We start from the raw sequence: 18482 nt of genomic DNA, 5'->3' as shown, positions 1-18482 counted from the left end.
AGCAACGGGCCCTTTTTAATTGTTTCGAAAAGTGTGTGGAAGCTGCGACCATGTGGTCCACGCCCCACCGAACGCGCCTCACGTCCCCCCTTGCGAAACCCAAGCACTAAGAGGACAGGCACCTGCGGAGCCAGTCCCCCTCATGCCCCCCCCTTGTCAAAGGGGGACGGGGGGGATTTCCTACGGTGCCGCAGTCGTCGGCGGCGGCACGAAGACCCTGGTCGCCAGCTCGTTGTCCAGCATCAAAAGCCCCTGCCCGTTGTCCCCGATCAGCTTCAGCTTGCCGATGATGTCCCGGTCGTTCTCCTCCTCCTCGATCTGCTCCGTTACGAACCACTGCAGGAAGATGTTGGTGGCGTGGTCCTTTTCGGAGAGGGCCAAGTCGGTGAGCTCGTTGATCGAGGCGGTGATGGTCAATTCGTGCTTCAGGGTCTGCTCGAACATGTCCAAAAGGTTCTTGAATTCGGCGGGGGGAGCGTCGATCGCCTGCAGCTTCACGTGCTCGCCGCGGCTGTTGATATAGTTGTAAAACTTCATGGCATGAACCATCTCCTCCTGGTACTGAACCATGAACCAGTTGGCGCTGCCTTTGAGGCCGATGGAAGAGGCATAGGAAGACATGGAAAGGTAGAGATAGGCAGAGTAAAGTTCGTTGTTGAGTTGTTTGTTGAGAGCGGTGCACAGCTTGTCGGTCAGCATCAGGTGTTCCTCCTTGTAATCAAATAGCACGTGGTCTTTTCTATTCGCTCTTTGTCATGCACGTACTATGTTACCCAAGGCTGTGCCGTTGGCAAGCAAGGTATACGCGAAGCAGGGAGTGTCGGTCAGGTGCGGGAGTCTGCCGGGCGGCTGCCTCCCCCCTGCAGGTAGCGTCGGTAGGCCTTGCGGACCGGGGTTTTGAGGAAGAAAAACAGCGTGCCGAACTCCGCGAGAGCCTTGAAGTAATCCGTGCCGCGCAGCTTCGACCCCTTGACGTCCTGCCATTCGTGCAGCGGGAACTCCACCCAGTTGGCGCTTACTTCGGCACAGGATGCATCCAGCACCAGTGGGAACCTGGCCAGCATCTCCACGTCGAAAATCCAGCTCACCTTGAACGGCGAGGCGAAGACCATGTGCAACGCCGTCGAGTTGCGGAAGATCTTCGCGCCGCACTGGGTGTCATAGATGTTCATGCCGAGCAGTACGGAAGCGCAGGTGGCGAATATCCTGCCCAGGTAGTGTCTCACCGGCCTGCGCTTGATCCTTCTCCCCAGCAGGCGGACCCGCGATCCCAGCACCGCATCGACCTGGCGTTTATCCAGCACCGCGCAGAACTCGTCGATCGCGTCCAGCGGCGTTGCCAGGTCGGCATCCCAATACCCCACGTATTGAAACGGCCCCTCGCTGGCCTCCAGGACCCCGCGCCTCACCGCCTCGGCCTTGCCGCAGTTGGTCTCCAGATCGAGTACGTCGACCTGCGCCGGATATTTATCCCTGATGGAGTTCAGTACCTGCAGCGTACTGTCAGTGCTGCCGTCGTTGACAAAGAGGAAAGACAAAGAGGGATCGTTATGCAGGGCTGATAGGAAAGCCTGCGGCAGGAGGCGCTGCGACTCGTTGTAACAGGGGATTACGATCCTTGTTTTTCGCACAGCACCCATCCTGTGAGGCCGGGTATCTTTATACCCAACCTGCCAGCGGCAAAGAGCAGTTTGTTGTCGAGCTTCAACACCAGGTGAACCAGGGAAGTGATCAGCGCCCCCCTGCTCCATTGCCCTACCCCGCCAGGGGCATCGGCCGGCGCGAGCAGTTTGAAGAGCACCAGTTTAGGCAGAAGCAAGGTGGAAAAAAGGTAGCCCGAGCGCCGCACCTTCAGCCCGGCCCCTTCGACAAGATGCAGCAACTGCGGCAGGCTGTAGCGCCGGTAGTGCCCCAGGAAGGTGTCGTGGCAGCTGAAGAGGCCTTGAAAAGCCGGCACCGTTACAAGCACCAGCCCCTTGGAAGCGAGGTAACGGTGCACCACGTTCTTTAGAAAAGGGGCGTCCTCCTCGATATGTTCGAGCACGTCCAAAAGCAGGGCCAGGTCGAAGCGCCCCTGTTCGGGCAACTCCTTCCGGAACGAGATTTCGGCCTTGTTCACCGTGAAGTTACGCACCTGTTCATCGGAAAGGTGAGTATCTACGGCAGTGATCTTTATACCTGGCATCTCTTTGCAAAGACTCTCGGCGACGAAACCGTCGCCGCAACCTATATCAAGGACCCGCATTCCCGGAGTCAGGAACTCCGAGAGAATCTCCTGCAAGGCATCAAGCCGAGAGGTTTCCCATGGGTGTCTGATCAGGTTGCCCGTCTGTGCCTCTTTCAGGTCCATGCTGCCGTAACCATGCCTTTGTCAGCTAAAAATAAGATGGCGCCAATGTCTCACATCGTCAGGTCATAGTCAAGCTTGCGGCTACCGAGCCCTCCACCGGAGGAGGGGACTGGCTCCGCAAGGTGCCTGTCCCCTTCGGGCTTGCAAAGCCCGCTGAGAGTGGAGCGCTCAGCTGCACAAAGGGACAGGCACCTAACGGAGCCAGTCCCTTCCCCACTACTTCCCCGTCCGATCGATGAAGATCTTGATCAAGTCGATAGGCACCGGGAATATGGTAGTGGAGTTCTTCTCCGCCGCGATCTCCGTCAGCGTCTGCAGGTAGCGCAGCTGCAGCGACATCGGCTCGTTCCCCATCACCGTCGCCGCCTGGGCCAGCTTTTCGGAAGCCTGCAGTTCCCCCTCGGCGTGGATGACCTTGGCGCGCCGCTCGCGCTCCGCCTCCGCCTGCCTGGCGATCGCCCGCTGCATTTCCTGCGGCAGGTCGATATTCTTCACCTCGACCGTGGATACCTTCACCCCCCACGGCTCGGTCTGCCGGTCCAGGATCTCCTGGAGCTCCTGGTTGATCTTCTCCCTGTTGGCGAGGAGCTCGTCCAGGTCCACCTGCCCCAGCACACTTCTGAGCGTAGTCTGGGAGAGCTGGCTGGTCGCATAGAGGTAGTTCTCCATCTCGACCACCGCCCGCACCGCGTCGATGACGCGGAAGTAGATCACCGCGGAGACCTTGACGGTGACGTTGTCGTGGGTGATCACGTCCTGGGAGGGAACGTCCATGGCCACGATGCGCAGCGAGACCCGCACCAGCCGGTCGATCCCCGGGATGATGAGCACGAGGCCCGGCCCGCGCACCTTCTTGACCCGCCCGAGACGGAACAGCACCCCCCTTTCGTACTCGGGGAGAATGCGGATGGCATTGGCGAGAAACGCCACTATCAGAAACAGGACCACCAGGACCGGAAACAGGTTCACGACATTCATGATTCCCTCCCTTTACAGCTCTTATTAAAGCTAAAAAACCCGCCCAAGTATATCGAAACAGGGCCTTACGTCAAATTGTCGTATTGCCAAATCGTCTCATCCATGTTATTGAAGAAATCTCTAACTATGGGAAATTTCCGAATGAAACCGAACATCAAGATACTGCTCATAGAAGACGACGACGGCAGCCGCGAGGCGATGCTCATCCTGCTCAAGGCGAGCGGCTTTGCCATCAAGGGATGCTCCAGCGGCAAGGAGGGTCTGGACCTGCTGGCCGGCGAGCCGTTCGACATCGTCATCAGCGACCTGTTCCTGCCCGACGTGAACGGCATCGACATCCTGACCCGGGTAAAGCAGGATTCCCCGCGCACCGAGGTCATCCTGGTCACCGGCCACGGTTCCGCCGAAACCGCCGTCCAGGCGATGAAGAAAGGCGCCTACGACTACATCACCAAGCCCCTCAACATCGAAGAGCTGCGCATCATCATCGACAAGGCAGTGGAAAAGGGGCAGCTGTTAAGCGAGAACGTGTATCTCAAGAAGCAGTTGCAGGACAAGTACGAGTTCGCCAACATCATCGGCAACTCGCAGGCCATGCAGCAGCTCTTCTCACGCATGAAGCGCATCATCAAGACCGACTCCACCGTCTTGATCCTGGGTGAGTCCGGCACCGGCAAGGAGCTGGTCGCCAAGGCGATCCATTTCAACGGCAACCGAAAGGACAAACCGTTCATCGCCGTGAACTGTTCCGCCATTCCTGAGAACCTTCTCGAGAGCGAGCTGTTCGGGCACGTGAAGGGAGCCTTCACCGGCGCGGTGAAGGAGAAGGTGGGCAAATTCGAAGCCGCCAACAACGGCACCATCTTCCTGGACGAGATCGGCACCCTCCCCATGCATCTGCAGACCAAACTGTTGCGCGTCCTGCAGGAGCAGGAAGTCGAGCGCGTCGGCTCCAACAAGCAGATCAAACTGGACGTGCGGGTCGTTTCCGCCACCAACGTGAACCTGGAGGAAGAAGTTGCGCGCGGCAACTTCCGCGAAGACCTCTTCTACCGGCTGAACGTCATCCCGGTCCTGATCCCGCCCCTGCGCGAGCGGATCGAGGACATCCTTCCCCTCACCCGGCATTTCCTGGAGAAGAACTGTCGTTCCATGCAGCGTCCCATCATGCATCTCGACAAGGAAGCGCTCGAGGCCCTCGAGGCCTATCCGTGGAACGGCAACGTGCGCGAGTTGGAGAACATCATGGAGCGGATCGTCGCCCTCACCGAAGGTGACGTCATCACCCTGCGCGATCTCCCCGCCAACATTGCCAAGAACTACCAGGAAGGCAACCACACCGTCAGCGTCACCCCCGCCGGCATCGACATGGTCCAGGCCATCAGCGAGATCGAGAAGCGCATGATCGGTGAAGCCCTGCAATTGTCCGGCGGCGTCAAAGCCCGTGCCGCCGCCATGCTCAGCATCAACCGCACCACCCTCGTAGAAAAGATGCGCCGCCTCGGCATGCCGCTGTAGTCCTGCGTTCGTCCTCCTCCGTCTTCGTCTCCCCTCCTCTTTCACCCCTCTTTCGCTTATCCCTTCCATGAGTTGTGCGTTGCCCACTGCCATAGTGTCCCGGCAGACAATCAGGTGCGTCCCTCTGCTCCATCTTGGTCTAACTTTACCGTGACCCATGTAGTGATATACTCCCTCCGTTTCGCAAACAACAGGGAAAGGAGGTACGCATGTTTGATCTATCGAAGGTTGGAGCACGGGTCGACAAGGCCCAGAGCACTGTCACATTCTCCATTTTTCTGCCGAGCATCGTTTCGCCTGCTTTTTCCGTCAGAGTCCTGTACATAACCAAAGAGGATCAGTTCAACAAAAACGTCCCGTCTACTGCCGTCACTCTGAAACCGGCTCAGGCTGACGGGAACTGGGGACAACTCGACCAATCGCTGTGGGAAAGCGCTCCCCAGCCGATCAAGCCGGGAGCCACCTATCTCTACCGCTATGAGATCACCGGCCCCGCCAAAAAGGGGGGCGGGGACGTGCGCTCCATTTTTCTTGGTGACCCCTGCGCCAGGGAAACCTCGAGCGGGGTCTTCTCAGTCTTTGCCACAGATCAGACTCCCTTTCAGTGGACAGACTCCGCTTTCAAGGTCCCTTCCATCAGGGATGCGATCATCTACGAATTAAACGTCGCCGAGTTCAACAGGAACTTCCTTGGCATCGTCGACAGGCTTCCCTACCTGAACAGCCTGGGCGTCAACGTGCTGGAACTGCTGCCTGTAACGAGTGTCCATGATGAGTGCAACTGGGGTTACATGCCGATGTTTTACTTCAGCCCCGAGGAGAGGTACGGCGGACCACAGGCGCTGAAGCACTTGGTGAACGAGAGCCACAAAGCGGGTATAGCGGTGATCCTCGACATGGTGTATGCGCACACCGACTGCCAGTTCCACTACCAGGCAGGATACGACCGTTTCTTCGATCTCTGGAGGGACAACGAATACACAGATGCTGCGGGGCTCCATCGCTCGTATAACCCCATCGTTTCGGAATATTCACGATTCGGTCATAAAAGTGATTTCAGGATGCGCTCGACCATCGAGTTCTATACGGCAGTCAACCGGTACTGGATCGAGGAATTCCATGTCGACGGCTTCAGATACGACCACGTCAACGGCTTCCTTGACAAGAGTCCTTCCGTGGACCGCAATGGCTACCCGGACTGGGATTCCTATCGTCCGACCTTCAGATCTCTCCAGGAGCTTACCAAGGACACCTACCACTTCTCCAAAAACATCGACAGGTTTAAAGGCCCCAGCGGGATTTCGCATATTATCCAAATAGCTGAAGACCTCAGCAAAGGGTCTTATCAGCTTGCACAGATCTCGAATAGCGCCATCAACGGCTGCTGGGAAGAAACCGTATTTGATGCCAGCACAGATATGGCCGTATATGACTGCCTAAACGGCTCATATTTAAACGAGCTGCTACTCTCCGATTCAAGATGGGAAGCCGTCAAAACCACCAAGAACGTCGACGGTGACGAGATCCCCGTTTCGCCGATCCTCTACAATAATTGCCACGACAAGTCGCACCTAATGTACCGGATCGACAAGAGGAAGAAGTGGGATGACACTGGCTTTGACTACCCCGGCGATCCGGACTGGACTAAACTCCAGCCATACGCGATCGCTTTGCTCACAGCTGTCGGAACGCCGATGCTGTGGGAGGGGGAGGAGTTCAGGGAAGCCTACGGGCTACCAAACGACGGTCAGTGCAGGGTTCGAGGCACCAGGCCGATCTGTTGGGAATACTTCTACAGCCAGTACGAACTCTCAGGATCACCAGTAGTGCTACCACTGACCACCCTGTATCGTTGTCTGGGCGCCATCAGGACTCAGTATGGCGCCCTGAGAGGACCTCGTGAAAACGCGAAGAAAGAAATCGAGAATTTCATCCAGAAGACCCTGGTCTACCGGAGATGGCTGGATGACGAGGTTTTGATAACCGCCGTCAACTTCTCGGACCAAGACGCCACTATGGACATCCCTTTTGGGCATGCCGGTAAATGGGTGGATGTGCTGGAGGGCGCCGTCAAAGAAGCAGTACATGACAACACTGCGCCTTACGAAAGGGACGTCTCCGACCCATCTATGCCGGTCAGAGTAGTCGTTCCGTCCAACTTCGGGAGGATATTCAGGTTAAGCCACTAGAGTGATCGATGGTCAGGCTTGCGAAGTTGCAATCTCAGCCGCTCTGATAGTTACTTTGCAACACTGCAAGCCTGACCATGGATTTCTATCACCTCGCGCGACCTCCCCGCCAGTATCGCCAAGAACTACCGGGAACGCTACGTACCCCGCAAGCATCGACCTGGTCCAAGCTATCAACGGATCAAGAAGCGCATGATCGGCGAAGCCCTGCAATTGGCCGGCGGCGTCAAGGCCTGTGCCGCCGCCATGCTCAGCATCAACCGCACCACCCTAGTAGAAAAGATGCGCCGCCTAGGCATGCCGCTCTAGCCCCCCGCTGCTGCGCCCCCCTTCCCTTCCCTCACCACCTGTTGTAGCTCTAAGCCGGCAAAAGCGTTCAAACCTTCGCCTTTACAGTGATGAATTAATTTTATATATTGCGATCTAACCTGCTATCGCGGGTGTGATAGGAGGATAGACAGTTTTCTGTCAATCCCGCCATTTGGTCCAAATTCCGATCATGGTAGTTAGCCACATCAGCATGTTAGGGCAGCAGCACTGTCAGGTTAATCGATATATATGCGCAGATGTGGGAGGATGACGAGAATTCCCACTAATAACTAGTTGGCATTAAACAAAAGGAAGGAATATGAACTTGCAAGCTATAGCCAATATTGCCACCTCGCTGGCATTATTCGTTAGTGCAGGAGTATTCTGCTGGCAAATTTTATCTCACAGCAGAAAGGTCAAATACGAGCGATCGAGGTTCCATCTGGATTCTGCTATTGGCGGGTTTGATAAGGCAATTGGGCTCCTCTCAGACGGGAACAATGATCGTATAATCTGGAATTCTGCTGCACGGATACTACAGTTGTCCGAAACAATTTCGAAAAGGATTACCCATCAAGATCATCTTGATGTCTTTGCAGTTGCTCTAGAGACATACCGTAATCAATTGAGTGCCATATTGGGTTACAGAAATCTATCAAAAGGTGCAGCTTTTTTTTATGGCTCTAATAACCACAACGAAGACATTGATCATGCTGCCCAAAATTCTGTAAAAAATATCAATGATGGACATATGGAATACTCCGAAGTTACAGAAATGGATGAAGCTGCCTTGTATACTTTATGGCGCGCAGCTCAATTCCCCGAAGACTATAAAGATCCATTATTTCAAAGATTTCCTGAGGAAATTCTTCAGCGTGTGACAAAACGGTTGATGTGGCCGGGACTCTTTGCGTTTTTATTACACAAACGAAAAACAGAAAACAAAGTGACGTAAGCGAAGGTTGAGCTATGGACGAAGGTAAAAGCCAGGTTGAGAGCTGACCCAGTTGATGAAGGCTGGCGAAAGCCAACGCAGCCGGTCGAGAAACGGCGATTGTCAACAAGGCAGAAACAGCGACCTTTACAGCTGTTCTCCCGAGCCGTTGAATCCAAAGGATTGAAATGAAAACAATTGAATTGGCAAATCACTTTTTCCAAAATCTTGTATCGCCATATAGTCGTGATATTAAGAGTAAAATTGAGTCTGACAATCTAAGCCTGATAAATGCAGTCTCATATAGTTTTGTCGTCTCTCACTTTACTGATTATCTGTGGGAGTGCGAAAAAACAAGATCCAGACAAACCCAACGTCACGAAATAATTAAATGCCTTGATGAAAGATTTGGCTTACTCGGCAACAGGTTCAAGCTTGGTACTTTTAATTTCATCAATGCTTTGAATAATTCGGTTAAACATGTGGGTCTTGACAGAGCTAAAAGGCACAACTCTAACATTCAAGGCCATCATGGACTCTTGAATATCCAAGTGCTTAATAATAAAGATGGCCGTATTTGGTTTGATAACGGAATAAATAGATTTGATTATGGTCGAATAATTTTAAGGCATGTTTCCTCCCTATTCTCAGTTAGTTACGAAGAACTACCCGAAGACATAACTATGGAAATTTTGCACGGTGAATATAACTTCTATTGCGACAATGATGAATTTGATCATGACAACCCGACCCAAGCAATTGATATCTTGGTTGACCGTCTTAATCCGATCTGCCTTGATTGTGGTATGCCGGAGGATGGCTGTGACTGCGATTCTTTCATTTTTACTGATGACATAGCATGCTTTAAACCCGAGGACAAAGGTTATATGGACTATGATAAAATCATGTCGGCAATATCGGGGGCTTACAAATTAGACTAGTTAGGGAGGACAGAGGACAGAGGACAGAGGGACGCACATAAGAATATAAGTTTCTCCTACAGAATCTTATGATCTTATAGGCGTCCCCCTCAGGTACTCAGGCCCTAGCATCAGCAGAAACGTGAGAATCGCAAAGGCCCCATACGAGAGCCTGAGGGGCAGGTCTTGAGTCTTGACCTTTGGGGGGAGCTGAAGAGACGAATAAGAAAAACCTGCCATCAGCCCCAGATGACACTGGGCAAGCGGTTCGACTGTCGAGCCGATATAGGAGATAAAATGAAGGATATTTACATCAAAGCGGCAACTGAGGAATTTGAAACAGCAAGAAACGAGATTCGGCGCAAATCCCCCGTAGAGGCATTGGAGGCCTCGTTTGGCCGAATGGACCGGCTTATACAGGAGACTATGGCAAGTTCTGATCCGAAGGCAACCTGTACAAAAGGATGCAATTATTGCTGTTACTTCAAAATCGATTTAAGAGCACATGAAGCGCTCGTTATTGCAGAATATATCAAGAAAAGGTTGAAGCCACCCCAGGTGGATCGAATATTAGCCACAGCAACGGCTAATGCGACACAAATCAGACATCTGACTGTCAAAGAACATTTGTCTCGAAATTTTCAGTGTCCCTTTTTGCATGACGGAGCTTGCTCAATCTATGTGGTTCGTCCTTTGAAATGTCGCAACTTTCACCAAACAGACGTCCTACGTTGTAAGAAGTCATTTGACGAACCCCACAACCTCTCGGTTCCAAATAGTTTTGTTCTAGAGGTCCACGCCGTTGGAAATGGCCATGCGGATGGTTTTGTAAAAGCCGCCGAGAACGAAGGTTATGACTCAAACGTTTACGAGTTGAACACGGCAATACTAGAGGCAGTTTCAGACTCCACTTTTCTGAAAAAATACCGCAAGAAGAAGAGAACATTCCTAACCGCCATCAACGTCGAGTAACCATGACATTGCTTAGCTATCCCCCCCCCGGACGAGAGGGGACGTAGGTTGTGGAGCACTGCGGAGGCAAAAGGTTCATAAGATACCAGCGTCCTCTCCACCTGAAGAAAAGAGGTAATCGATATTATGTCCGATTGGCAGGAGCAGTGGGAAAGGGTAAACCGATACTACGACAGATTTGAGAGAATGAATGGGGGCGTGGAGGCGCACGGCGAACCGGCAGATTACTATTTTGATGACATGTGGTCCTTCTTTCAGAATTGCTTCCATCTCAGGGACTGGCTCAAAGCAGGTCATTTCTGCCCAGATAAGATTGCCAAAAGTCCTGATGCATACGTTAACGAAAATGAATTTCTAGCTATCTGCGCAGACTTAGCTAACGCTACAAAACACATGATGCTAACTCACCGCCCGAAATCTGGAGCAGAGCCTAAGAGAGTGAACCGCTCCCTTGCTGTAACGGGAGGAAGCCCTGTCGTCACATTTAAAGCGGCCGTCAAACATAAAGCAAACTTGATTGATGCATTCCAACTCGCTACACATTGCATGGCTGCTTGGAGGGAATATCTACCGGACTAGGGAAACTGTGGAAGCAGGAAACCCTCAAAGCCCTGGGGGGCGTAGGTAACTTATCTGCCGATTGATCGGTATAAACGTTGGCATGAGTCTCAAACGGAACTCTGGGGAACACGTTGCTGAGTCTTTAAACTCACTCGAGTCACATCGCTTTGCAGACTCGCGCAACTATAGAACGTTAAGTATAAAATGAAATCTCAAAGGAAGGTTTTACTAACATGTTACCCTCAATCGAACATGAGCGTCATCAGCACGCTGTAGGCCATGGCTTCTTTCACACCGCTAGCGTTATGTTCCCGGATACAGGACAAACATTTGAGTATGTTTACGACTGTGGAGCGAAAAAGACACGAAAACGACTACTTCCCAAAATTGATGAGTATGTTGATTCGCTTGAAGATCAGGGAATCGACCTGCTTGTTATATCACATTTGCACGCAGATCACGTGTCTGGCCTAGATAGACTTCTCCTCCATAAAAGTGTAGATACCGTTGTCCTCCCGTACCTAGATCCTTTCGAGAAAATCCTGCTAGCTGCCGAGCAAATCTACAAGAGCACAGACACAGCCTCGACTATTTCATTCACACTAGAACCAGAGAAATGGTTCCGTGAACGCGGTGTTGGCCGGGTAGTTATCATGACCCCGAAAAAGGCGGACGACGATGGTATTCTGAAAACTGACTTGAGTGGAGCCCCCAACCATCGTTGGGAAGTTATCAAAGCTCTATCAGAAGAAGATGTTACCGTCGGAGGGCAACAAAACGCACAAAGTATTTACCATGGAGTTCCACTCGTAATAAGTAGCGGCAGAATACCAAAGTGGGAATTTAAGTTCTTTTGTTGGCGCGCAGATTTTTTTTGGAAGACAATCAAAAGTGAAATAGCGGAAGTTTTTGGCATGACAGCCGATGACATTGAATCTTACGCCAACGGTAAATGGATGATTGACCAACTTAAATCCAAAACTACTAGAGCTAAGCTGGTGGACTGTTACATATCCTTTACTACCACTGGCCTCAACTGGACTTCGCTTTGCATGCGCAGCGGACCCGCTCGAGCAGATTTTCGGTGTTTTCATAAATATTTTTATGGTGCAGGACCAGCAAAAAATACTGGAGAGTTCAGTTATTGTCGCAACGCCGCTTGGCTAGCGACCGGCGATGCTGAGTTATCAGAAGCGGCAATTCTTTCAGATTTCTTACGTCACTACGATGATCATCCTCATTATAACCTCGCCTGTATGTCCCTTGCTCATCATGGGTCCAAGCGCAATCACAGTATGGGGGCGTTAAGAAGATTAAACCCACGGCTTTTATATGCGACATGTCCTCCTAATAGCACGAAGCATCCCGATCCGAATGTAGAGCAACAAATCCTTAAATGGCTTGGACAGCCTGTACTACGCATTGATGAAGAAAGTACAAATGAACTGCATGAATGGGTTCATGTTTATCAGTAACACGAGAAGCCTAATGGGGCTCGTAGGCAAGGGAGGACAGAGGGACGCACATAAGAATATAAGTTTCTCCTACAGAATCTTATGATCTTATAGGCGTCCCCCTCAGGCCCCTCAGGCCCCTCAGACTATGCGCAGATGTGGGAGGATGAAGAAAATTCCCACTAATAACTAGCTGGACGAAGAAAAGGCAAAATCAAAGTGGCAGAGCGATGGAATCGAAGAACATAAAACTGCCAGAAAAAAGGGATTATATATCAGGTGCTGCATCAGGCTTGGTTACTGGAGTCGGGATTGTTGTCATTTTGATTATCAAATCAATGACATGGGATTTTAACGTTTATTTCATTTGGGGCAGTCTGACATTCATTGTCATATGCGGTGTTTTAGGAGCCGTCTTTGGCGATAAGATCGTGCAAAAGCTAATCAATATGATCTAGACACGAGCAAGGCGAAAAGGAAGCAGAGCCAACAAACGATGTCCGACACTCGGCGGCACGCGGACTCTGCTACGATCCGCCGGTGCACCGCCCGCTACGTCCACCGTCCCTTCCCTACCCTCCTCTTGATCATCCACCGGTAGCGCTTGAATCAGTGATCCACAGATCAGTCAGTTTTTATGAACTTGGATGCTGGCTCAGAGCAAAGGAAACGGTCAATATATGCTACTTTGGACTTCTAGTTATGCATCCAAATTGAAAAAGTCAGTCAGAGAAGGCCCTCGTACCAGAGTGCAAAATGCAAAGAAGATAATCTCTCTAACGGTCCTACTTGCGGTGATCACTGGCTTAGGTGTCGGGCTTGCCGAAGTTGAAAGGCTCATGTGGCAAACACGCTATATAAACGGGACCGTTGGTGCCATCAACCACGTGCTATTCTGGCCCATCTTTGCATTGGACATCACACCTAACAGCACTCTAGACACCCCTTGTTTTTTTGTGCCGTCAATGGTCCCAATCCTCGGAATATGGGCTTGGGTCATCGTCATGGTAACTGAAAGGTTGAAACGTAAATGACTCAACTAAGTGCCGGACCGGCCCAGAGACAAAATCGGTCGGTCAGCTCTCCCACATTGGCCTGAAAGGAAATAGAATGTTTTCACTTTTTAAGAAGAAGGAAACTCCGTTACTTCATGTTTTGCTCAATGGCAAAGAACTTTGCAGTTTTAGCAGAAAAGAATTGCCATGCGAAAAAGAACCGGCGATGCAAGTTGGGGCAAATTCAACGATAGAGTTTGTGGACGCGCAAGGCGTAAAACATCGTCATGAGCTTGGTAGTACTTCAGGCTGGTTTCACTTCTCCATTCGTGTGTATGAAAATCTGGCATGTCAGGCTGACTGTGTTATTACGGACTCACAGAAGTATGACCCTGAAGCTTTTGCCTCTGGAAAAGCTATTGGTATCCGTCTCCAGCCATTCTTCATCTCGGGTGGGAAAGTCAAAAACGAGGAACTATATGGCAAGGGTTTGTTTGCCCGAGGCCTTCACTTTAGCGGAAGAGTTACCAGCGGAAATATTATTCTCTCTTGCGAATGCGACTACTGCAAGAACTCCTTCCAGATTCGCTCGTATCACGCTGGATTTAGTAATTCAGGGTACTTCTATTCCGGCTCTGGTAAGTACACTATCACTGTAAGTGATCAGGTTCCCGGTTGCCCGGTCGTGCTTTCAGAGCCTGATACAAAAGACTTGGCGGCATTAGAGGCCATCCTTCCGCTCGCACCTGATGGGACTCGGTATAAATACACAAATCCTTTTCGCTGCCCTCACTGTTCAGCACCGTACATTGACTTTGAGACCTACGCCAAAGATAGGCCAAACGAATATTACGGAAACTACTTCGTGGACTCAGAACTTATAAAGTACAAGCCTACTGAAGGCTCGTTATAACCGGAGGAAAAATGTTGATACGGTCAATTGTTGCCATGTTTGCAGTGTTGCTTGCGTTCCCTCTCGTCATTCATGCGGAGATGTACAAATGGATAGACGATACCGGCGCCGTAACGTTTAAGGACACTCCCCCGCCGGCATCGAAAAAGAAGAAAAAAGTCAAAACTTACACCGACGCAGATTTCGACCCTGCGCCAACTCTACAGCCTGCTGCTAAGACCCCACCGCGCAAGACCGCTTCCGTCGCTTCGGAAAAGCAGGCACTGCCAAAGCAGCAGTTCAACGGCACGGTCGAATTGTACGTCACCTCATGGTGCGGTTACTGCAAAAAGGCCCGTGCCTACCTCAACAGCAAGGGAATTCCTTACGTCGAGTATGATATCGAGAAAGACGCCGCCGCTGAGCGGCGACACAAGGAGTTGGGAGGCCAAGGCGTGCCGCTCATCGTTATTGGCTCCAACAAGATCTCGGGCTTTTCCGCGCAGGCGATAGACCACTATCTTGAGAATGCAAAGTGATGGTGGACTACCTGGTGAAGGCGCGGCAGGTCAGCCCCGGCCCCTAAGGGGTCAGGCACGTTTTAATCATGGAGAATGGCAGATCCAACGAAATCCTTAGACACGAACGGCTAGCGCCGCCAGTCAAGGCCGAGCCGTTCGGCACGAACCAGGAGAAAAACCGGGTGGAGCGAGGTCTAATGGCGAGGCTGTGCGACCAAGCGGACTCCGAGGGCGGAACAGACTCTGCTGATCGTGTCAAAACGTGGATGAGCTCCGGGACGCAAGGCTTTGTAAAGGGCTTCCCGAGTTAGCCCCGCAGCTTGAGCAATTTCAGCCATGCCGCGCGCTCGGGCGGCCACTCCTAAGGCATGGGCCAACTCTGCCGCATCACCTTCTTCGATCACCATGGTGATATACGCGGCAATGTCGGCCTCGCTTTTAAGCTGCGCAGCAAGATCGAATTCAGGTAGGTCGGCTATAACGATTTTTTCAGGCATGAATCAATTCTCCAATCTGGCTGCGCGCTCCAGGGCGATGGCGATGTCGGCTGCTTGTGTGGACTTGTCTCCACCGCCGAGCGAGGAAGGCAAATATGATCTTTAGGTTTTGGCTGATGTCCGTTCTGATCCTGCTCACGGGGACTGTCTTCGCGAAAGACACTTACCACTATGAACCAGCAATAGCCGAACTCACGGGCAAATTGATAGAAAAGGTTTACTATGGCCCGCCCGGCTACGGCGAGAACCCCAAAACTGATTCCAAGGAACACGCAACCGTTCTGAGACTCACAAGTCCAATTAAAGTAATAGCTGATAAAAAAGATGAAATCAACGAGACAAAAAACAACATTAAAGAACTGCAAGTAATCAATATCAAAAGACTCCCACTCTCAATATACCTAAAGAAGAATGTCAGGATAAGTGGCAGACTGTCCTCTGCAATTACTGGTCACCATCACACTGACGTACTAGTGGAGATAGACTCGATAGCGCTGCAGTAGTCAAAGGACGCATTTTTTTGAGAACGCGTCGATTAACCTCAAAGGGAAAATACCCCAAGGTGAGGCGAAAGGGCTGATACAAGCAGAGAGGAAAACTCGATGAGTAATAACGCCGTAGAAGTATTCACCGAACTGTGCCAGTTCACTGTCGACCCCGCTTCGGTTCAGTTGCTTCCACAAAAATACTGCCTTGGTAATCTGATCGTCATCCTGGGAAAGGTCAATCCGGCCGCTGATTCCTCAATAACAGTTGGTTGCCTGGACCCGAAGAATGTTGTTCTGCTCACCGAAGTATCGGCCCTACTACAACGTAAGGTTAAGCCGGTGCAGCTTAACGATCATGAAATCGTCAAGGCTATAAACACAGGTCACGGCCTGGTGCAGAATGATCCCTCGGAAAGGCTGATCCTCAGGCCGGTCAATGAACTGTCGTTCTCGCCCGACCTCTCTCCTGTGCAACTGCTGAACGAAATTCTCGGTAAAGCCTTGGATCACGGCGCGACGGACATCCACTTCGAGACGTATGAGGATGACGTGGACGTGCGGATCAGGGTCGATGGCATGCTTAAAGGCCTCTCGACTGCGGTTGACAACGACAACATCGCTACAATCACCTCCCGCATCAAGATCCTCGCTGGATGCGATATCGCCGAGCGCCGCCGAGCCCAGGACGGCCGCATCATCGCCGTCTATGAAACAGATGGCAAGAGACGCAATATCGATTTCAGGGTGTCAGTCGTGCCGGGTCCTTTTGGCGAAGATGTTGTCATGCGCGTCCTCGACAGCTCAAATGCGATGATCGGTCTGGACAAACTGGGCTTTCACAAGGATGTCATGACCCAATTCGAGCAGATAGCGGCCAATCCCGAAGGGCTCATTCTGGTGACCGGCCCTACAGGAAGCGGCAAAACGACGACGCTGTATTCCGCTCTGCAGAGGATTAATACGCCGGAAAACAAGATCCTGACCGTTGAAGATCCTATCGAGTACACCTTCGACAAGATCAATCAGAAACAGATCACGCCGTCCATGGATTTTGCTGATTACGCGCGCTCCTTCATGCGCCACAACCCGGACGTCATTCTGATCGGCGAGATACGCGACGAAGAAACCGCCGGTGCGGCAATGCGTGCGGCGCAGACAGGACACCTCGTGCTCAGCACGCTGCACACAAACGACGCGGTACGAACCGTCTCGAGGCTCTTCACCTTGGGGATCGATGCCGGCGTTGTCTCAGGTTCGCTGCTGGGAGCGATATCGCAGCGCCTGGTGCGGAAACTGTGTGAACACTGCAAGATACCCACTGCCCCCACGGAACAACAGCATCAGCTCTTCAATCTCCCCCCCGAGGACGGAAGGTATCACACGGCTTCAGGTTGCGAAGCCTGCGGCTACTCGGGCTTCAAGGGGAGAACAGGCATTTATGAGCTCTTCATCCCCGATGACGAGATCGCCGACATGATAGCGTCCGAGCAGTCGATCCACATCATCCGGCGGCGGGCGATAGAGAAAGGGATGCGTTCATTACTGGACGACGCGCTCGACAAGGCCCGTCAGGGCATCATCCCGCTTTCCGAGATCCTGCGAGCGGTTCCCTACAGAATCATCACCGCGGAACGAGAGCTCAATCGCGCGAGTGGACTGACTTGAAAGGCGGACCTAAGGGGCCAGAGGGGCAGGATCTTTTCCAAAGCTTGACCCGACCTCTGCGAGGACACGGCTCCTAACCCAAACCCGCCCACTCTTCGAGCACCTGAGTGAAAAGACCATTTTTCTTTCGACACAGGCTGGCGTATCATCACCTTAGCAGCAGGCACCGCAATACGACGACAAGGAGAACTATCATGGCATACCTCGAAATCACCCTGAAAGTTTCGAATGAAAATCGTCCCGCCGCCGCCGGCGTGTACAACAAATACAAGGAACCGTTTCTGAAGCAGGTGCAGGGCGCAAAGTCCAAGGAACTGTTGGTGAGGGATGAGGATGTCCAGGTGCTGCACGGCTTCGCCACCGTGGCCGATGCAAAGGCCTACCTCCAGAGCGACCTCTTCACCCACGACGTCGTGACCGCCCTCAGCCCGTATCTCGATGCGGCACCGGAGGTCCGCATCTACGAGGTAGCTTGATCTGCGGCCGCGAGAACCACGGCAAACGGGAAACGCTCCTCGGGCGTTTCCTGTTGTCATTAAAACAGGGTTGAGCTACATTTCCTTCCCATCTTCATGCTGTTCCTGAGAGGCCTATTCCTTCCTCGCTGGAACAATTCCGTCGGTCTCCGCATCCGAGACATTTAAGAGGTACTAGCAAAACAAAAGATCTAGGAACAAACGATGAGCGAACAATCTGTCGTGAGCTGCGACTTCGAGCGACATGCGGATGCGATACTGGAAATTTTCAACGATGCGATCGTGAGCTCAACGGCGCTCTATGAATACCAGCAGCGGACACGGCAGTTCATGGCCGGCTGGTTCGACGCCAAGCGGGCCGGCGGGTTCCCCGTGATCGGGATCGAGGACGGCACCGGGACGCTGCTGGCATTCGGAAGCTACGGCACCTTCCGTGCTTTTCCAGCCTTCAAGTACACCGTCGAGCACTCGGTGTATGTGCATAAGGATCACCGCGGCCACGGGCTGGGCCGGGCGGTGATGCAGGAGCTGATAGCGGCGGCACGGAAGAACGACGTGCATGCCATGATAGGCGGCATCGATGCGACCAACACCGGAAGTATCGCGTTGCATGAGCAGCTTGGCTTCAGGCATGTCGGCACTCTGCCCCAGGTCGGCTTCAAGTTCGGCCGCTGGCTTGACCTCGCCTTCTACCAGTTGTTGCTGGACACGCCCGGCCATCCGATAGATGGCTAATTTATAGCGGGGTCGCCGCTGCTGAAGA

The 18482-nt window shown here is 52.4% G+C and carries 20 protein-coding genes; 15 read left to right on the top strand and 5 right to left on the bottom strand.

Annotation, left to right across the window (positions count from 1 at the left end; genetic code table 11):
• Positions 1-180: 180 nt before the first annotated feature.
• The 4 genes from KP004_RS08170 to KP004_RS08155 all read right to left on the bottom strand — a co-directional run bounded on the left by KP004_RS08170 (position 181) and on the right by KP004_RS08155 (position 3328).
• Positions 181-699, bottom strand: a complete 519-nt coding sequence (locus KP004_RS08170; RefSeq protein WP_216801842.1) for a ferritin — start codon at positions 697-699, stop codon at positions 181-183.
• A 125-nt stretch (positions 700-824) separates the two neighbouring features.
• Positions 825-1640 carry a dolichyl-phosphate beta-glucosyltransferase gene (locus KP004_RS08165; protein WP_239026987.1) on the bottom strand — a complete coding sequence of 272 codons (816 nt, stop codon included), beginning with the start codon at positions 1638-1640 and terminating at the stop codon, positions 825-827.
• Entirely contained in the window at positions 1610-2350 is a 741-nt protein-coding gene (locus KP004_RS08160; RefSeq protein WP_216801840.1) for a class I SAM-dependent methyltransferase, read from the bottom strand. The genes KP004_RS08165 and KP004_RS08160 overlap by 31 nt, the downstream gene beginning before the upstream one ends.
• A gap of 216 nt (positions 2351-2566) precedes the next feature.
• Positions 2567-3328: a slipin family protein gene (locus tag KP004_RS08155; protein ID WP_216801839.1), complete on the bottom strand. Its 762-nt coding sequence runs from the start codon at positions 3326-3328 to the stop codon at positions 2567-2569.
• A gap of 141 nt (positions 3329-3469) precedes the next feature.
• On the opposite strand from KP004_RS08155, the gene KP004_RS08150 reads away from it, so the two are divergent.
• From KP004_RS08150 to KP004_RS08100, 11 genes are all read left to right on the top strand, one after another.
• Positions 3470-4846, top strand: coding sequence for a sigma-54-dependent transcriptional regulator (locus KP004_RS08150; RefSeq protein ID WP_216801838.1), 1377 nt, complete (start codon positions 3470-3472; stop codon positions 4844-4846).
• A gap of 209 nt (positions 4847-5055) precedes the next feature.
• On the top strand, positions 5056-7035 hold the full coding sequence (locus tag KP004_RS08145; RefSeq protein WP_216801837.1) for an alpha-amylase family glycosyl hydrolase: 1980 nt from the start codon (positions 5056-5058) through the stop codon (positions 7033-7035).
• A gap of 192 nt (positions 7036-7227) precedes the next feature.
• A complete protein-coding gene (locus KP004_RS08140) occupies positions 7228-7344 on the top strand; it encodes a helix-turn-helix domain-containing protein (RefSeq protein WP_216801836.1) in 117 nt (38 codons plus the stop codon).
• 319 nt (positions 7345-7663) lie between these two features.
• On the top strand, positions 7664-8299 hold the full coding sequence (locus KP004_RS08135; protein WP_216801835.1) for a hypothetical protein: 636 nt from the start codon (positions 7664-7666) through the stop codon (positions 8297-8299).
• Between the two features lie 167 nt (positions 8300-8466).
• Positions 8467-9219 (top strand): hypothetical protein, encoded by a 753-nt coding sequence (locus tag KP004_RS08130; RefSeq protein ID WP_216801834.1) that lies wholly within the window; start codon positions 8467-8469, stop codon positions 9217-9219.
• 276 nt (positions 9220-9495) lie between these two features.
• A complete protein-coding gene (locus KP004_RS08125; protein ID WP_216801833.1) occupies positions 9496-10170 on the top strand; it encodes a YkgJ family cysteine cluster protein in 675 nt (224 codons plus the stop codon).
• 126 nt (positions 10171-10296) lie between these two features.
• Complete coding sequence (locus KP004_RS08120; RefSeq protein ID WP_216801832.1) at positions 10297-10749, top strand: hypothetical protein; 453 nt, start codon at positions 10297-10299, stop codon at positions 10747-10749.
• A gap of 215 nt (positions 10750-10964) precedes the next feature.
• A complete protein-coding gene (locus KP004_RS08115) occupies positions 10965-12206 on the top strand; it encodes an MBL fold metallo-hydrolase (protein WP_216801831.1) in 1242 nt (413 codons plus the stop codon).
• 209 nt (positions 12207-12415) lie between these two features.
• Positions 12416-12643: a hypothetical protein gene (locus KP004_RS08110; protein WP_216801830.1), complete on the top strand. Its 228-nt coding sequence runs from the start codon at positions 12416-12418 to the stop codon at positions 12641-12643.
• A 652-nt stretch (positions 12644-13295) separates the two neighbouring features.
• The gene (locus KP004_RS08105) at positions 13296-14093 is read left to right on the top strand and encodes a hypothetical protein (RefSeq protein ID WP_216801829.1); all 798 of its coding nucleotides are present in this window, start codon (positions 13296-13298) and stop codon (positions 14091-14093) included.
• Positions 14094-14128: 35 nt separating this feature from the next.
• Positions 14129-14611, top strand: coding sequence for a glutaredoxin domain-containing protein (locus tag KP004_RS08100; protein ID WP_239026986.1), 483 nt, complete (start codon positions 14129-14131; stop codon positions 14609-14611).
• Between the two features lie 176 nt (positions 14612-14787).
• Here the strand turns inward: KP004_RS08100 and KP004_RS08095 are convergent, their stop codons facing one another.
• The gene (locus tag KP004_RS08095; RefSeq protein ID WP_216801827.1) at positions 14788-15090 is read right to left on the bottom strand and encodes an addiction module antidote protein; all 303 of its coding nucleotides are present in this window, start codon (positions 15088-15090) and stop codon (positions 14788-14790) included.
• Between the two features lie 116 nt (positions 15091-15206).
• On the opposite strand from KP004_RS08095, the gene KP004_RS08090 reads away from it, so the two are divergent.
• The 4 genes from KP004_RS08090 to KP004_RS08075 all read left to right on the top strand — a co-directional run bounded on the left by KP004_RS08090 (position 15207) and on the right by KP004_RS08075 (position 18454).
• On the top strand, positions 15207-15593 hold the full coding sequence (locus KP004_RS08090; protein WP_216801826.1) for a DUF4431 domain-containing protein: 387 nt from the start codon (positions 15207-15209) through the stop codon (positions 15591-15593).
• 99 nt (positions 15594-15692) lie between these two features.
• Positions 15693-17243, top strand: coding sequence for a GspE/PulE family protein (locus tag KP004_RS08085; RefSeq protein ID WP_216801825.1), 1551 nt, complete (start codon positions 15693-15695; stop codon positions 17241-17243).
• 194 nt (positions 17244-17437) lie between these two features.
• Positions 17438-17719: a hypothetical protein gene (locus tag KP004_RS08080; protein WP_216801824.1), complete on the top strand. Its 282-nt coding sequence runs from the start codon at positions 17438-17440 to the stop codon at positions 17717-17719.
• 204 nt (positions 17720-17923) lie between these two features.
• Positions 17924-18454, top strand: coding sequence for a GNAT family N-acetyltransferase (locus tag KP004_RS08075; protein WP_216801823.1), 531 nt, complete (start codon positions 17924-17926; stop codon positions 18452-18454).
• Positions 18455-18482: the final 28 nt, after the last annotated feature.

The organism is Geomonas oryzisoli (assembly GCF_018986915.1).
In the GTDB taxonomy this organism is placed as follows: Bacteria; Desulfobacterota; Desulfuromonadia; order Geobacterales; family Geobacteraceae; genus Geomonas; species Geomonas oryzisoli.
This window is presented reverse-complemented; position numbering and strand designations above follow the sequence as displayed.

What these genes read in the sequence shown, in the direction of transcription:
- KP004_RS08115 (WP_216801831.1), top strand. Translation starts at nt 10,965, where the DNA reads ATGTTACCCTCAATCGAACATGAGCGTCATCAGCACGCTGTAGGCCAT.
- KP004_RS08120 (WP_216801832.1), top strand. Translation starts at nt 10,297, where the DNA reads ATGTCCGATTGGCAGGAGCAGTGGGAAAGGGTAAACCGATACTACGAC.
- KP004_RS08100 (WP_239026986.1), top strand. Translation starts at nt 14,129, where the DNA reads ATGTTTGCAGTGTTGCTTGCGTTCCCTCTCGTCATTCATGCGGAGATG.
- KP004_RS08085 (WP_216801825.1), top strand. Translation starts at nt 15,693, where the DNA reads ATGAGTAATAACGCCGTAGAAGTATTCACCGAACTGTGCCAGTTCACT.
- KP004_RS08095 (WP_216801827.1), bottom strand. Translation starts at nt 15,090, where the DNA reads ATGCCTGAAAAAATCGTTATAGCCGACCTACCTGAATTCGATCTTGCT.
- KP004_RS08105 (WP_216801829.1), top strand. Translation starts at nt 13,296, where the DNA reads ATGTTTTCACTTTTTAAGAAGAAGGAAACTCCGTTACTTCATGTTTTG.
- KP004_RS08150 (WP_216801838.1), top strand. Translation starts at nt 3,470, where the DNA reads ATGAAACCGAACATCAAGATACTGCTCATAGAAGACGACGACGGCAGC.
- KP004_RS08165 (WP_239026987.1), bottom strand. Translation starts at nt 1,640, where the DNA reads ATGGGTGCTGTGCGAAAAACAAGGATCGTAATCCCCTGTTACAACGAG.
- KP004_RS08130 (WP_216801834.1), top strand. Translation starts at nt 8,467, where the DNA reads ATGAAAACAATTGAATTGGCAAATCACTTTTTCCAAAATCTTGTATCG.
- KP004_RS08145 (WP_216801837.1), top strand. Translation starts at nt 5,056, where the DNA reads ATGTTTGATCTATCGAAGGTTGGAGCACGGGTCGACAAGGCCCAGAGC.
- KP004_RS08140 (WP_216801836.1), top strand. Translation starts at nt 7,228, where the DNA reads ATGATCGGCGAAGCCCTGCAATTGGCCGGCGGCGTCAAGGCCTGTGCC.
- KP004_RS08135 (WP_216801835.1), top strand. Translation starts at nt 7,664, where the DNA reads ATGAACTTGCAAGCTATAGCCAATATTGCCACCTCGCTGGCATTATTC.
- KP004_RS08090 (WP_216801826.1), top strand. Translation starts at nt 15,207, where the DNA reads ATGTCCGTTCTGATCCTGCTCACGGGGACTGTCTTCGCGAAAGACACT.
- KP004_RS08075 (WP_216801823.1), top strand. Translation starts at nt 17,924, where the DNA reads ATGAGCGAACAATCTGTCGTGAGCTGCGACTTCGAGCGACATGCGGAT.
- KP004_RS08080 (WP_216801824.1), top strand. Translation starts at nt 17,438, where the DNA reads ATGGCATACCTCGAAATCACCCTGAAAGTTTCGAATGAAAATCGTCCC.
- KP004_RS08160 (WP_216801840.1), bottom strand. Translation starts at nt 2,350, where the DNA reads ATGGACCTGAAAGAGGCACAGACGGGCAACCTGATCAGACACCCATGG.
- KP004_RS08125 (WP_216801833.1), top strand. Translation starts at nt 9,496, where the DNA reads ATGAAGGATATTTACATCAAAGCGGCAACTGAGGAATTTGAAACAGCA.
- KP004_RS08155 (WP_216801839.1), bottom strand. Translation starts at nt 3,328, where the DNA reads ATGAATGTCGTGAACCTGTTTCCGGTCCTGGTGGTCCTGTTTCTGATA.
- KP004_RS08170 (WP_216801842.1), bottom strand. Translation starts at nt 699, where the DNA reads ATGCTGACCGACAAGCTGTGCACCGCTCTCAACAAACAACTCAACAAC.
- KP004_RS08110 (WP_216801830.1), top strand. Translation starts at nt 12,416, where the DNA reads ATGGAATCGAAGAACATAAAACTGCCAGAAAAAAGGGATTATATATCA.